The organism is Rhizobium skierniewicense, assembly GCF_014196515.1.
Taxonomy (GTDB): Bacteria; Pseudomonadota; Alphaproteobacteria; order Rhizobiales; family Rhizobiaceae; genus Agrobacterium; species Agrobacterium skierniewicense.
Map to the genome: position 1 here is coordinate 348,939 of NZ_JACIDV010000004.1, position 13,023 is coordinate 361,961.

15 protein-coding genes and 1 tRNA gene are annotated in these 13,023 nt (G+C 56.6%); 10 read left to right on the forward strand and 6 right to left on the reverse strand.

All coding sequences use genetic code 11. The features are described from left to right. Position 1: 1 nt before the first annotated feature. Positions 2-1,111: an endonuclease/exonuclease/phosphatase family protein gene (locus GGQ73_RS08615; RefSeq protein WP_183895582.1), complete on the forward strand. Its 1,110-nt coding sequence runs from the start codon at positions 2-4 to the stop codon at positions 1,109-1,111. 83 nt (positions 1,112-1,194) lie between these two features. On the opposite strand, the gene GGQ73_RS08620 is transcribed toward GGQ73_RS08615, so the two are convergent. Together GGQ73_RS08620 and GGQ73_RS08625 are read right to left on the reverse strand one after the other, a co-directional pair. Then, positions 1,195-1,270, reverse strand: a tRNA-Thr gene (locus GGQ73_RS08620). A 103-nt stretch (positions 1,271-1,373) separates the two neighbouring features. Beyond that, a complete protein-coding gene (locus tag GGQ73_RS08625; RefSeq protein ID WP_183895584.1) occupies positions 1,374-1,727 on the reverse strand; it encodes a nuclear transport factor 2 family protein in 354 nt (117 codons plus the stop codon). Positions 1,728-2,090: 363 nt separating this feature from the next. On the opposite strand from GGQ73_RS08625, the gene GGQ73_RS08630 reads away from it, so the two are divergent. Beyond that, positions 2,091-2,693, forward strand: coding sequence for a J domain-containing protein (locus GGQ73_RS08630; protein ID WP_174153440.1), 603 nt, complete (start codon positions 2,091-2,093; stop codon positions 2,691-2,693). Here GGQ73_RS08630 and GGQ73_RS08635 read toward each other — a convergent pair whose 3' ends face one another. The 4 genes from GGQ73_RS08635 to hemB all read right to left on the reverse strand — a co-directional run bounded on the left by GGQ73_RS08635 (position 2,694) and on the right by hemB (position 5,776). Beyond that, on the reverse strand, positions 2,694-3,275 hold the full coding sequence (locus tag GGQ73_RS08635; protein WP_412762965.1) for a DUF922 domain-containing Zn-dependent protease: 582 nt from the start codon (positions 3,273-3,275) through the stop codon (positions 2,694-2,696). Positions 3,276-3,314: 39 nt separating this feature from the next. Beyond that, positions 3,315-4,088, reverse strand: coding sequence for an arginyltransferase (locus GGQ73_RS08640; protein ID WP_174153438.1), 774 nt, complete (start codon positions 4,086-4,088; stop codon positions 3,315-3,317). Positions 4,089-4,237: 149 nt separating this feature from the next. Beyond that, positions 4,238-4,696, reverse strand: coding sequence for an RDD family protein (locus tag GGQ73_RS08645; protein WP_183895586.1), 459 nt, complete (start codon positions 4,694-4,696; stop codon positions 4,238-4,240). A 66-nt stretch (positions 4,697-4,762) separates the two neighbouring features. Further along, on the reverse strand, positions 4,763-5,776 hold the full coding sequence (gene hemB, locus GGQ73_RS08650) for a porphobilinogen synthase (protein WP_183895588.1): 1,014 nt from the start codon (positions 5,774-5,776) through the stop codon (positions 4,763-4,765). A gap of 144 nt (positions 5,777-5,920) precedes the next feature. Here hemB and GGQ73_RS08655 point away from each other — a divergent pair, with 144 nt between their 5' ends. The 8 genes from GGQ73_RS08655 (at position 5,921) to ribH (ending at position 13,021) form a co-directional block, all read left to right on the forward strand. Continuing rightward, a complete protein-coding gene (locus tag GGQ73_RS08655; RefSeq protein ID WP_183895590.1) occupies positions 5,921-6,358 on the forward strand; it encodes a DUF6163 family protein in 438 nt (145 codons plus the stop codon). Between the two features lie 232 nt (positions 6,359-6,590). Further along, positions 6,591-7,100, forward strand: coding sequence for a transcriptional regulator LdtR (gene ldtR, locus GGQ73_RS08660; RefSeq protein WP_174153476.1), 510 nt, complete (start codon positions 6,591-6,593; stop codon positions 7,098-7,100). A gap of 311 nt (positions 7,101-7,411) precedes the next feature. Next, a complete protein-coding gene (locus GGQ73_RS08665; protein WP_183895592.1) occupies positions 7,412-8,743 on the forward strand; it encodes a L,D-transpeptidase family protein in 1,332 nt (443 codons plus the stop codon). A 189-nt stretch (positions 8,744-8,932) separates the two neighbouring features. Next, positions 8,933-10,222, forward strand: a complete 1,290-nt coding sequence (gene glyA / locus GGQ73_RS08670) for a serine hydroxymethyltransferase (protein ID WP_183895594.1) — start codon at positions 8,933-8,935, stop codon at positions 10,220-10,222. 14 nt (positions 10,223-10,236) lie between these two features. Continuing rightward, the gene (gene nrdR, locus GGQ73_RS08675) at positions 10,237-10,716 is read left to right on the forward strand and encodes a transcriptional regulator NrdR (RefSeq protein WP_045228943.1); all 480 of its coding nucleotides are present in this window, start codon (positions 10,237-10,239) and stop codon (positions 10,714-10,716) included. Positions 10,717-10,720: 4 nt separating this feature from the next. Then, on the forward strand, positions 10,721-11,809 hold the full coding sequence (gene ribD, locus GGQ73_RS08680; RefSeq protein ID WP_183895694.1) for a bifunctional diaminohydroxyphosphoribosylaminopyrimidine deaminase/5-amino-6-(5-phosphoribosylamino)uracil reductase RibD: 1,089 nt from the start codon (positions 10,721-10,723) through the stop codon (positions 11,807-11,809). Further along, on the forward strand, positions 11,809-12,426 hold the full coding sequence (locus GGQ73_RS08685) for a riboflavin synthase (RefSeq protein ID WP_183895596.1): 618 nt from the start codon (positions 11,809-11,811) through the stop codon (positions 12,424-12,426). Before ribD ends, GGQ73_RS08685 begins: the two co-directional genes overlap by 1 nt. A 148-nt stretch (positions 12,427-12,574) precedes the next feature. Then, the gene (gene ribH, locus GGQ73_RS08690; RefSeq protein ID WP_113492760.1) at positions 12,575-13,021 is read left to right on the forward strand and encodes a 6,7-dimethyl-8-ribityllumazine synthase; all 447 of its coding nucleotides are present in this window, start codon (positions 12,575-12,577) and stop codon (positions 13,019-13,021) included. Positions 13,022-13,023 lie beyond the last annotated feature (2 nt).

Sequence of the window (13,023 nt, forward strand, 5' to 3'; positions counted from 1 at the left end):
CATGTCGCTGCGGCTTGCCACGTTCAATATCGAAAACCTGATGACGCGTTTCGATTACACCGGCTTTCGCAACCAGACGCGGCGAGACCGTGCGATGCAGCTTTTCGATGTTCGTGATGAGGCAACCTATCAGGCGCTGGAAAGCGCGCGCATGCTGGCATCGACCGATGATACCCGCCAGCTTTCCGCGCTGGCCATCGCTGATGCCGATGCGGACATTCTTTGCTTGCAGGAAGTCGATAATATGGCGGCCCTTCAGGCCTTCGAATATGGCTACCTCTACCGCATGGTGGGCAATGGCTATCGTCAGAAATATCTGGTGGAAGGCAATGATGGTCGCGGCATCGATGTCGCCGTCATCATGCGCGAGGAAACGCTGGATGGTGAAAAGATTGAGCTTGTCGAGATCAAAAGCCACGCAACGCTGACGTACCGCGAGCTCGAGCTGTTTACGCCGGAACTGTCGCTGACGAACCGCATCGACGACAAGATTTTCAAACGGGATTGTCTGGAGCTCGACCTGCGGATCGGCGGCAAGCCGTTCACGTTGTATGTGACGCATCTGAAATCCATGACCAATGCCCGTGAGGCGGGCGATGCCCGGCTTTCCACCATGCCCATCCGCGAAGCAGAGATCCGCGCCATCCGTCGCATTATCGAAAACCGCTTCGGAGCGGACAAGACCCGCTCCGTGAACTTCGCCATCTGCGGCGACATGAACGACTACCAGGAACGCGTGGCCATCTCCGGCAACCGCCGCACCGGCTACAGCTTCACGCCGATGACCGAAGAACGCAGCGCGCTCGATGTTCTCAGCAAGGACGGTTTCGCCATCAACCCGATGCTCCGCCGCGATGTGATGGACCGCTGGACGCTCTACCACTCACGCGGACCACAGGAACAGCATCTCTGCCAGCTCGACTACATCTGGCTCTCATCGCATCTTTCCGAGATCAACGCCCACCATATCCCAGAAATCATCCGCGCCGGCCAACCCTACCGAACGATATTTCCGCCGGGGCAAGATGTGGCACGCTATCCCCGCACAGGCTGGGACCGCCCCAAGGCGTCTGATCATTGTCCGGTGGTCATGACGCTGGATCTGGGGTGACGCGTCGGATGCGGAACCCGCGCTGTCGCGCAAGCCTATCGCGGCTGCGCTAAAATGATCATTTCAAATTTGAAAGAGAAAACTGGTGCCCCCGACAAGGTTCGAACTCGTGACCCCCTGATTACAAATCAGGTGCTCTACCAACTGAGCTACAAGGGCAATCCAGTGGGGGTGGAATTACCAGATTCTCTCGTGGTGTAAAGTGGAAATTTCATTGGTCCGAAGAAAAAGTTCTGAAACTGCGGTTTGTCGCTGGCTCCGCTTATCCGTTGAGATAATAGAGACGGTGTATGATGGTCCAGTTTTTGTCGCGTTGTAGCAGCGATAGATATTCGCAGAAGTCCATGCCGGCGAGGCGCGTCGTGAGTTTGACGGAAGCGGTGTCGCCGGTCTGGTCGATGCCGAGAATTTGCAATTGTGGCGGGTTGTCAGTCTGTCCTTGGTCGGATGAGCGGATCTGATGGATAAAATCTTCGAGAGACAGCCAGTCTGTCGCACCCTCATAGTTTCCTACGATGTTGGCGCGCGGATCGAACACGGCGCGCAGCAAGCTCGCATCTCCATCGGTCATTGCCTGCACGTAATCAGTGACGGTCTGCGTGATCGTTTCTGCCATGGTGTTCTCCCTTTCTCCCCACAGTGAAATTTAAGGTACAACACGTTTTAGCAATAGACCATAACCCTTTTGACACCGATGTTTAACCTGGTGGTTGGGTCATTTTTCGGTTCGTGACGAGGCCGTTTCCGCTTCTCCTCCCCATGTTTGTTTTCCCGGTTTTGATCCTCGCCATGCCATCGACAAATTTGCGGGCAATGGCGTGTCAAGACTGGTCAAAGCGCAAGCGCCTGCGTTGTTTTGCGTTCAAAACCTTGATGAAGGGGTGCCTTGAGCGATGAAAATTTCGTATGGTCCCTAGGTCGCCAAACCCGCTCGTTGCGGGTGGGAGCTGTTTTGAAGAATGCGGATACAGGTGTTTCGGTGATCGATCCTTATGTTTTGCTGGGTGTTGAGCGCGATGCCGATGAGGCAGCGATCAAGTCTGCTTATCGCAGGGTGGCCAAAAGCGCTCACCCCGACAGTGGCGGGGATGCCGAGCAATTCGAAAAGCTGCAACTGGCCTATGACCTGTTGAAAGACCCTGTTCGGCGCAAGGTATTCGACGATACCGGATATGATCCGCAACTGGCGGACGCCAAGGATCTCAAGGGCTTGCTGATGCTGGAAACGCTGGTCAACGAATTCATTCTGGATGAGCGCGAGCCTGGCAGCTTCGATCCGGTGGCCGCCATGCGCCGCAAGCTGACCGATGATATCTTGAAGAGCCGCTTTCATATCCTGGAACTGGAGCGCCATCGCGCGCGCGTCCGCAAGCACATGGACCGGCTCGGCCGCAAGCCTGAGACCGACGTCCTAGGCTCGATGTTGCGGGCGCGCAGCCAGTCGATCGCTGATGCCATTCGTAACGCGGAGACGCAGATCGACGTCATCGAGCAGGCCTACACGATGCTGGAAGGCTATTCCTACGAGCTTGAAACCGCCATTCTGGCCGAACCCGTGCTGAAAGGCGAGGCGGCTGAATAATCAGGGGCCATTCACAAGTGCCAGAATCAGCTGGTGCACTGCGCCGCCGTTCGAGAGTTCGTCCTTGTCGAAATCCCGGCCACGCTGGCGTTGTTCATTGGACAGTTCGCCCAAACGCTGTTGCAAGACGTCGCGGACTCTCTGGCATTTGGGATCGTTTTCGGCGCGCAGGCCCACGCTGAAGGCTTCAATCTTTTTTACCATTTCGAGAATATGCGCCCCGTGCACCCGCTCGTGTTTTTCAACGCCGGAGATGAAACGCTGCCAGCTTGCGGCAACCTCGGGCGCAAGTTTGGCCGGTGCTTTTGGCCAGGTGTAAATGATGGTGAGGTTGGGCCGCGCCGTTGCCAAAACGCATGCGCCATCCGGCTGGGGTCTGTAATCACGCCGCCATGTCAGCTTGAAGGTTGTATGCGCAACAGCCTGAACGCCAGCCTGCGGGCCGCGTTCGCCAATGGACTCGTAGAGTGCAAAGCCCGTGTTGCCGCTGACGGTGTAGGTCTTTATCTGTTCGCTTGGGCGCCAGTCGGTTTGGGCTTGCGCGGATGCTGCCAGCAAGACAAGCGAACCTGCCGCGAGAATGGTGTGAAATCGTATCTGCACGCGGTTTCCTGCTTGTCTTTACGGTGTTTGAGGCGAGCTCGTCTCCGGCTCGTACAGTTCCCAGCCCCGCGGCGTCAGATGTTCCTGAGGATGGTAGCGGGTCTTGTAGCCCATCTTATCTGAACCATCGACCCAATAGCCAAGGTAAACGTGGGGCAGACCAAGTGACCGTGTTCTCGATATGTGATCAATGATGAGGAAGGTCCCAAGCGAACGCTTTTCGAAATCGGGATTGAAGAAGGAATAGACCATCGAAAGGCCGTCGCTCATCGTGTCTGTCAACGCAACAGCAACAAGTTCACCCCGCTTTGTCTCATCGATGCCGTAGCCCGGCTCGCGCTTGCGATACTCGATGATGCGGGTGTTGACGTGGGTGTCTTCCACCATTACGGCGTAATCCAGTGCCGACATATCCGACATGCCGCCGGACTGGTGGCGTCGGTCAAGATAGCGACGGAAGAGGGAAAATTGCTCGGTTGACGGCTCGGACTGATGAACGGTCGCGACAAGATCGCTATTGAGGCTCATCACACGCCGCATGGATTTCGTCGGCGTGAACCCATCTACCAGAATACGCACAGAGACACACGCACGGCATGTCTCGCAGGCGGGACGATATGCAATGTTTTGGGACCGGCGAAAGCCGCCTTGGGTCAGAAGATCGTTCATCTCAGCAGCGCGCGGACCGACGAGATGGGTAAACACCTTGCGTTCTTGCTGGCCGGGCAAATAGGGGCAGGTGGCAGGCGCGGTCAGATAAAATTGCGGAGACGGTGTTGCTTGCGTGTTCATCGAACCCTGATCGCTCCCTTCTCCAGCCATCGGCCCTCAAACTGTCGTCAAGCCTCCGTGCCAGAATGACAAAAAGATGCGAAACGTCAACTGCCGCGCGTGCGCTACACGTCAATTTGCAGACACCCGCGGCGGCTTTTATTTGAATTTTAGATTGTTCTTACGATAACGGTGCCGAGCAGGAAGTCGTGCAGCAGGCGCGAGCGTTCCGTAAACAGACCGGCCAGCAAAATGAACGGCGTGAGGACGGAATTTATGATCCAGAAGAGCGCGATGTGCACGGTCGCCAACAGAAAATCAATTCGCCTTCCGTTCGTCCGCGCCATGGCAATTCCCGCTGCCCGCATGCCCGGTGTTGCCTGAGCTGAACTGCCAAGCGTCATGCCGAAATAAAGCACCGCAACGATGACGAAGATGGCGGGGAAGAGCATGAATCCCAGGCCCAGTGTCAGTACACCGAGGAAAAAGATGATCACAGCCGCCGGAATGCAGAGAAGCGCCACGATGATGTAATCGAGGATGAAGGCGAAGGCGCGACGGCTCAGCACGCCGTTATAGGCGCGCCAGTCTTCTGTGGGGACGTATGTTGCATTCGGGTCGAGTGTCATCGACGTGTTTCTCCTGTTCGGGAAATAATATGGTGTTGAAACCGCCGAATGCAATAATCCGCCGCTTCAACCCTTGGCGAGTTTCTTGGCAGCCTCAATGGCGAAATAGGTGAGAATGCCATCGCAGCCGGCGCGTTTGAAGCATAGAAGAGTTTCCATCATCACCCGGTCGCCATCGATCCAGCCATTCATGGCCGCCGCCTTGATCTGCGTGTACTCGCCCGAAACCTGATAGGCAAAGGTCGGCAGGCCGAAAGCGTCCTTCAGGCGCCAGCAGATATCGAGATAGGGCAGGCCGGGTTTGACCATCAGCATGTCTGCACCTTCCTCAACGTCAAGCGCTGCGTCTCGCATCGCTTCCATGCCGTTGGCGGGGCTGATGTAATAGCTGTTCTTGTCGCCTTTCAGCAGTCCACTGGTGGAAATGGCTTCGCGATAGGGCCCATAGAAGCCGGAGGAAAATTTCGTGGCGTAAGACATGATGCCGACATCCTGATGGCCTGCGGCATCCAGCCCGCGACGGATGGCGCCGATCCGCCCGTCCATCATTTCAGACGGTGAGATGATGTCGGAGCCTGCATCTGCCTGGATGATCGCGGCCTCGACGACCTGATCCACCGTCTCGTCGTTGACGATGATGTCGCCACGCAAGATGCCGTCATGTCCATGGCTGGTGAAGGGATCCAGAGCGACATCGGTTATCAGGCCGATATTCGGTACGGCTTTCTTGACGGCAATGGTCGCCTGATTGATGAGGTTGTCAGCTTTCAGAACCTGCGATCCGGTTTCGTCACGCAATGCCAGATCGATATTGGGAAATGTTGCGATCGCCGGCACACCAAGGTCGGCGGCTTCTTTGGCTGCCTCGACCAACCGGTCCACACTCATGCGGCTCACGCCGGGCATGGCCGGAATGGGCTCGATGATGTTGGTGCCAGGCACGATGAAAACGGGCCAGATCAGATCATCGACGGTCAGGATGTTTTCCCGCACCATGCGGCGGGTCCAGTCTGCCTTGCGATTTCTGCGCATGCGGCGGTGGCCGGTCATATGGTCTACGAGATGTGTCTTATCGCTCATTGTGATGTCCTTCCAAGTCGATTTCGACATAACACACTGGATGCAATGTGCGAATGCGACAGATCGTTACGGGTTTTGACAACTCCTCGTGCCGAAGCGCAATATCTGCTGGTCGCGCCCGCAACCGGACATTATCGTGGAGCCATGGAACCTGATTCTCTATTGCAGCCCAAAATGTCGCTCGCCGACATCCTTTACATCACCTTTTTAAGGCTGGTGTCCCTTTCGTGTTTCTGGTTCGGCCTGCAATATTGGGCGATGCTCACGGGCTATTCGCTGAACGGGCTGGCGCGCTTCGATATGCTCAACATGCCCTGGCGTGTGGCCGGTACCAGTCTGGCGGTCGTGTTTCCCGTTGCCGCGCTGGGCCTGTGGCTCGGCGTTTCCTGGGGTGCCGTCATGTGGGTTATTGGGGCCGGCACCCAGATTGCCATGTACAGGGTCTGGCCCGATATTTACGGAACCAACACCGTGGTCCCTGTCATGCACGGCATCGTATCAACGGTTTATATACTATTCCAGGTCGCTTTTTGGCTTGATTCACGCCAAAACGATGAACGCTCAAGAATTGATTTACCATAAAATTAAAGCAATTCAGGCCGGATTTTCCTCAATTTTTTCCCCTAAGTCATTGAAATTTATAGATGTGATTGTGTCTATTTTGGACATGGTCCAGGTTGCCTCAAAAGCCAATCATGCAAGTAACCATTCGTTAATCGTGCATTTTAAGTAGAATTTTATGCGCATTGCTTAGATTTGGTCTCAAGGCGGGAAACAAACAAACACCGCCAAACAAAACAGTGAGGCAGTCATGATCAATAGCAAAGCAAAGCCACAGGCCGCAGTTTCCGATACCCAGGACGAAACCATCCGCTCTCTCTACATGGAATCGCTTCACCTTGTTGAGCGCCTCCACCGCCGCCTTCTCGATGTCATCAAGGACGAGTTCGACCGTCAGGGTCGTGATGACGTCAACGCAGTTCAGGCGCTCCTGCTTTTCAATATCGGCACATCCGAACTGACCGCCGGCGAACTCCGCTCGCGTGGCTACTATCTCGGCTCCAACGTGTCCTACAACGTCAAGAAGCTCGTAGACCTTGGCTTTATCAATCATCAGCGCTCCCGCATCGACCGTCGCTCGGTTCGTATCAGCCTGACCGAAAAAGGCCAGGACATCGCAGAAACCGTTGCAGGCCTGTACGAGCGCCACATCGGCTCGATCGAAAAAGTCGGCGGCATCGGCACAGGCGAGTTCGCCGAAATGAACAAGATGCTTCAGCGTCTGGACCGTTTCTGGAACGACAGCATCGCTTACCGCCTGTAACCGACTAATATCATCAGCCCTCAAGCAAAGCCGGATGCGTCTCGCATCCGGCTTGTTGCATTTTTGTGCGGCGTAGCGTCAAAATCACATGCCGACACAGCTTCGTGAGGTGCCTTCAGGTGACACGAATTGGCCATATTGGTATGGGACCGCCACATACTAGGAGCCGGCGGTTTCTCCTGTGTTCGCGTCATGCGTCATCCATCGTTCGCATTGAGTCATCCCTGCCGGCAGGCGCGTTTATACGTGTTTGTTAATGATGTTGTTTTAGGTGTTGTTAAAGACGCCTGATAAAGTGGCTGGTAGGTAAAATGACAAAGAAAATCGTCCCGGAAGTTGTTTCACGGCGCACCATATTGCGGTCTGCCGTTTCGCTCGGTGCTGTGGCTCTCGCTGCTCCGGTCTTCGCGCAGGATGCGTTCAACGATCTGATCGGCTCTTCGCGTCGCGGCAATTGGGACGACCAGTTCGATGCGAACTCTTCGCGTGCCGCTGTCGGCGTTGCATCCAACACACCGGTTCTCAGCCCGGAATCGCCCGCCTATATGCAGCAAGCCGTGATGCAGTATCAGCAGATCGTCTCCAATGGTGGCTGGCCGGACGTTCCGCCAAGCCAGCAGAAGCTGCAGATCGGTGTCAGTGATCCCTCCGTTCAGGCGCTGCGCCAGCGACTGATGATTGCGGGGGACCTGCCGCGCGAAGCCGGTATTTCCAGCGCGTTCGATTCCTATGTCGACGGTGCCCTGAAGCGGTTCCAGGCGCGTCACGGCCTACCGGCTGATGGTGTCATTGGCGAATACACCTTGAAGGCGCTGAACGTTTCGGCGCAGATCCGCCTCGGCCAGCTTCAGACCAACCTCGTTCGCATCAATACGATGTCTGGAGATCTCGGTCAGCGCCACGTGATGGTCAACATCCCGGCTGCGTCCATCGAAGCGGTCGAAAACAATCGCGTCGTTTTGCGAAACACAGCTGTCGTCGGTCGTGACAGTCGTCCGACGCATATCATCAACTCCAAGATTTACGAGATCATCCTCAATCCTTACTGGACAGCACCTCGCTCGATCATCGAGAAGGACATCGTTCCCTTGATGCAGAAGGATCCGACCTATCTGGAGCGCAACAACATCCGCCTTCTGGACAGCAAGGGGCAGGAAGTCTCGCCAACGACGATTGACTGGAACGCGCCGAAGGCACCGAACCTGATGTTTCGTCAGGACCCCGGCAAGAACAATGCCATGTCGTCCACGAAGATCAACTTCCACAACCCGAACAACGAATACATGCACGACACGCCACAGCAGGGCCTGTTCAACAAGCTGATGCGTTTCGAATCCTCGGGTTGCGTCCGCGTTCAGAACGTCCGTGATCTGACGACCTGGATGCTGCGGGATACGCCCGGCTGGTCGCGACAGGAAATCGAACGTGTTATCGCCACCCGTCAGAACAAGCCCATCAAGCTTGCGCAGGAGCTTCCGGTCTACTTCGTGTACATCACCGCTTGGTCTACGAAGGATGGCGTCGTGCAGTTCCGCGATGACATCTACAGCCAGGACGGCAACGCCGAGTTGGCGCTGAACACCACCAACACCCAGGAACAGCCATCCGGCTCGATCGACGACGACCTTCTGCCGCGGAACTGATCGAGCGTTCCAGACATTCAAAAAGCCGCGTTTTTCAAAGCGCGGCTTTTCTTTTGGTGGAATGGCGACGATTCCAATGGAATTTTTTGCCAAAGTCGCAGTTTGACGGGCAAATCTCGCAGGCTGTCTTGCTCTTGAAAGGGCAGGGCGCTAAGACGCCATCGCATGACTGTTTCAGGAGCTATCATCATGACGAACACAGATGCCTTCTTCTCCCGCCCGCTTGCCGAAGCCGATCCGACAATCTTCGGCGCGATTGAAAAGGAGCTTGGCCGTCAGCGTCACGAGATCGAGCTGATCGCCTCCGAAAACATCGTTTCCCGCGCCGTGCTTGAAGCGCAGGGTTCGATCATGACGAACAAATATGCAGAGGGATATCCGGGCAAGCGCTACTATGGCGGCTGCCAGTTTGTCGATATTGCCGAAGAGTTGGCCATCGAGCGCGCCAAGAAGCTGTTCGGTGTCAACTTCGCCAACGTTCAGCCAAACTCCGGTTCGCAGATGAACCAGGCCGTGTTTTTCGCGCTGCTCCAGCCGGGCGATACGTTCATGGGTCTCGACCTGAATTCAGGCGGTCACCTGACGCATGGTTCGGCTGTCAATATGTCCGGCAAGTGGTTCAACGTCGTGTCCTACGGCGTTCGTGAAGGCGACAACCTTCTCGACATGGATGAAGTCGAGCGTAAGGCCAGAGAAACAAAGCCGAAGCTGATCATCGCCGGTGGCACCGCCTATTCCCGCACCTGGGACTGGAAGCGTTTCCGCGAGATTGCCGATGAGGTTGGCGCTTACCTGATGGTCGACATGGCGCATATCGCCGGTCTGGTCGCCGGTGGTCAGCATCCATCGCCATTCCCGCATTGCCATGTTGCCACGACCACCACCCACAAGTCTCTGCGCGGCCCACGCGGCGGCATGATCCTGACCAATGACGAGGATCTGGCCAAGAAGTTCAACTCGGCTGTTTTCCCCGGCCTTCAGGGCGGTCCGCTGATGCACGTCATCGCTGCCAAGGCCGTTGCCTTTGGCGAAGCGCTGGAACCCGAGTTCAAGGATTATGCGGCACAGGTCGTCAAGAACGCCAAGGCGCTGGCCGAAACCCTGATCGAAGGCGGCCTCGACGTCGTTTCCGGCGGCACCGACAACCATCTGATGCTGGTCGATCTTCGCAAGAAGAACGCCACCGGCAAGCGGGCGGAGGCCGCACTTGGCCGTGCCTACATCACCTGCAACAAGAACGGCATTCCGTTCGACCCTGAAAAGCCGTTCGTCACATCCGGCGTGCGCCTCGGCACACCAGCCGGTACGACACGCGGCTTCAAGGAAGCGGAATTCCGTGAAATCGGCAAGCTGATCGTCGAAACGCTGGATGGTTTGAAGGCTGCCAACTCCGACGAAGGCAATGCGTCGGTCGAGGCTGCGATTCGTGAAAAGGTCGTCGCTTTGACGGATCGTTTCCCGATGTACCCCTATCTGTAAGAGGGATTTAAGCGATGCGCTGCCCTTTTTGCGGCTCGGAAGATACGCAGGTCAAGGACTCGCGTCCGGCGGAGGATAACACGTCTATCCGCCGGCGGCGCATCTGCCCGGATTGCGGCGGTCGCTTTACGACCTATGAGCGCGTGCAGTTGCGCGAGTTGATGGTCATCAAAAAAAGTGGTCGTAAACTGCCTTTCGACCGCGAAAAGCTGGTGCGGTCGTTCGAGATTGCCCTGCGCAAGCGTCCCGTGGATCGCGACCGCATCGAGCGCGCCGTTTCTGGTATTGCGCGGCGTTTGGAAAGCTCGGGCGAAACGGAAATTCCATCAGAGGAAATCGGCTTGCAGGTGCTGGAAGCGCTGAAGGGCCTCGATGACGTCGCGTTCGTTCGTTACGCTTCCGTATATCGCGACTTCAGTCATGCCGAGGATTTCGAGAATGTGATCGCTGAGATCAACGCAAAGATCGCGCGTGACACTGACGCCGGAGCGTAAACCCGTGACCACCCGCGCCGATGATGAGCGTTTCATGGCACGGGCAATCGAAATTTCCCGCCGCCATCTGGGCCTGACCGATACCAATCCTTCCGTCGGTTGCGTTCTTGTCAAAGATGGCGAGATCATTGCCGAAGCCGTCACCGCCATCGGCGGTCGCCCGCATGCGGAGCGTCAAGCTCTGGATATTGCAGGCGAAGCGGCGCGGGGTGCGACGGCCTATGTCACGCTCGAACCTTGCTCCCATTTCGGCAGAACACCGCCCTGCGCAAACGCGCTGGTGGACTTCGGTGTTGCCCGTGTGGTCGTTGCCGCCGATGACCCCGATGAGCGGGTGTCCGGGCGCGGTTATCAGATTTTGCGGGATGCCGGGATCGCGGTTGAGACTGGTTTGCTGCGCGCGGACAGCGAGCGGGCGCTGGCCGGATATCTCACGCGTCAGTTAAAGAACCGCCCGCATGTCATTTTAAAAATTGCAGTGTCCTCTGATGGTATGATCGGTCGGCGCGGTGAGGGGCAAGTTGCGATTACTGGCCCGGAATCGCGACAGGCCGTGCATGAGTTGCGCGCTCACTGCGATGCGATCCTTGTCGGCATCGGTACCGCGATGACCGATGATCCGGAACTGACGGTGCGGATTGCGGGGCTGGAGTATCGTTCGCCGGTTCGGATCGTGATGGATCGGCGGCTGGCGTTACCGGTGGGTTCGAAGCTGGTGCAGACGGCGCGGGATGTGGCGACCTTGGTTGGCGTGATTGATAGTGCAGGCGAGGAAAGCACCACCCAAAAACGCAAGCAACTCGAAGCCGCAGGTGTTGAAATCATTGAAACATCCGACATTCGGAATTTTCTTTCCATTCTCGTAGAACGTGGAATGTCCGAACTTCTTGTCGAAGGCGGTGCTCGGATCGCAAAATCTTTCCTTGATGCCGGGCTTGTAGACCGTATCCTGCTGTTCGAAAGTCCTGTGATCATCGGCGAAGGCGGACTTGAAAGCCCGATCACACGTGCCGATATCCCGGAGGAATTTACATTTTTCGGCGAAACGGCTTATGGACCAGATCGCTGTTTTGAATTTGAAAGGCCGCTTTGATGTTTACCGGAATTGTCACCGACGTCGGAACCGTGTCCGCACTTGAGGCGCTGCCGGAAGGCGTGCGTCTGCGTGTCGCGACCAGTTACGATCCCAAGACAATCGACATCGGCGCATCGATTTCCCATGGCGGCGTCTGCCTGACCGTAACGAAGCTTCCCGAGCAGGGTAGCAACGAGCGCTGGTATGAGGTCGAGGCATGGGAAGAGGCTCTACGCCTGACCACGATTGCGAGCTGGACCAAGGACACGCGCGTCAATCTGGAGCGCGCTCTGAAGATCGGCGATGAACTGGGCGGTCACATCGTTTCCGGTCATGTGGACGACAAGGCGGAAATCCTGTCCATCGAACCGGAAGGCGAGGCGGTCCGAATCCGCCTCCGCGCGCCGTCCCATCTGGCGAAATTCGTTGCGCCCAAAGGCTCGGTTGCGCTGGACGGTACGTCGCTCACCGTCAACGCGGTCAACGGTACGGATTTCGACGTCCTGCTCATCCGCCACACGCTGTCCGTCACCACATGGGGTGACCGCAAGCCGGGCGATTTCGTCAATTTCGAGGTCGATACGATGGCGCGCTATGCGGCCAGATTGGCCGAGTTTCCATCCAGCCCGACATAGGCTCTTTGCATCGCTCGGAGTGTAAACGCACTGTTTGCGCGGGGCTGAACACCACCATTGCATTAAAAATGCTTGCCAACTTTGGCAAGCCATGGTTTGACCGCGCCAAAAGCCGGGATGATCCGGCGCAGCTTTTCAGGAAATTCCCATGTCCAAGCCTCATCTTCTCATCGTGGAAGCACGTTTTTATGACGATATGGCCGATGCACTTCTGGATGGCGCGAAATTCGCGCTCGATGAAGCTGGTGCGACCTATGATATCATCACCGTTCCCGGCGCGCTGGAAATCCCACCTGCCATTGCCATGGCACTGGATGGTGCCGATAATGAAGGCACGGAATATGACGGTTTCGTTGCGCTCGGCATGGTCATTCGTGGTGAAACCTACCACTTCGACATCGTTTCCAATGAATCGTCGCGCGCGCTGATGGATCTGGCTGTCAGTGAATCGCTTGCCATCGGCAATGGCATCATGACCGTTGAGAACGAAGATCAGGCTTGGGCGCGCGTTCGCCGGTCCGACAAGGACAAGGGCGGCTTTGCCGCTCGTGCTGCCTTGACCATGATTGACCTGAAGAAAAAACTGGGTGGCTGAGC